General features: G+C 63.8%; 1 protein-coding gene. It reads right to left on the reverse strand.

Annotated elements, in window-relative coordinates:
* Positions 1-26: 26 nt before the first annotated feature.
* The gene (gene istB, locus KYG_RS07255; RefSeq protein WP_024815605.1) at positions 27-812 is read right to left on the reverse strand and encodes an IS21-like element helper ATPase IstB; all 786 of its coding nucleotides are present in this window, start codon (positions 810-812) and stop codon (positions 27-29) included.
* Between the last annotated feature and the right edge of the window lie 8 nt (positions 813-820).

Genomic DNA, 820 nt, shown 5'->3' on the forward strand with positions numbered 1-820 from the left:
CCCGTAGCGGCTTGCCCTTGAACCGCTCAGAACGGCTCAGCCTTCTTGGCCTGTTCGCGTGCCTTGATGCGTTTCTTGGCCACGGCTGTGCTGTGCATGAACCTGTGGGACTCGTTGCCCGTCTCGACGATGTGGCAGTGGTGCGTGAGTCGATCCAGCAGTGCCGTGGTCATCTTGGCGTCGCCGAACACGCTGGACCATTCCTTGAAGTCCAGGTTGGTGGTGATCATCACGCTGGTCTGCTCGTAGAGCTTGCTCAGCAGGTGGAACAGCAAGGCGCCGCCTGCCTGGCTGAAGGGCAGGTAGCCCAGCTCATCAAGGATGACCAGGTCCATGCGCTGCAAGCTCGCTGCGATGCGGCCTGCCTTGCCTTGGGCCTTCTCCTGCTCCAGTGCGTTGACCAGGTCCACCGTGGAGTAAAACCGCACGCGTGAGCCATGGCGCGTGATGCCCGCCACGCCGATGGCCGTGGCCAGATGCGTCTTGCCCGTGCCGGGGCCACCCACTAGCACCACGTTGTGCGCCTGCTCGGTGAACGCCATGCTGGCCAACTGCTCGATGAGCTTTTTGTCCACGGGCGAGCATTCGAAGTCGAAGCCCGCCAGGTCGCGGTGCACGGGGAACTTCGCCGTGTGCATCTGGTAGCTCACTGAGCGCATGGCCCTGTCCGTGACTTCCGCTTGCAGCAGGTGCTCCAGCAGCCAGCGCGAGCTCTCCAGCGTGGCGTGGCCGCCTTGCTTGACCAGGTCCTCCCAGGCCCCGGCCATGCCGTACAGGCGCAGCTCTTTGAACTCCTTGTCCAGCTCACGCATGATCGGCC

The organism is Acidovorax sp. NO-1 (genome assembly GCF_000238595.1).
Lineage (GTDB): Bacteria > Pseudomonadota > Gammaproteobacteria > Burkholderiales > Burkholderiaceae_C > Acidovorax.

Excerpts from the sequence above, each read along its gene's own strand:
- istB (WP_024815605.1), bottom strand. The coding sequence starts at position 812 with ATGCGTGAGCTGGACAAGGAGTTCAAAGAGCTGCGCCTGTACGGCATG.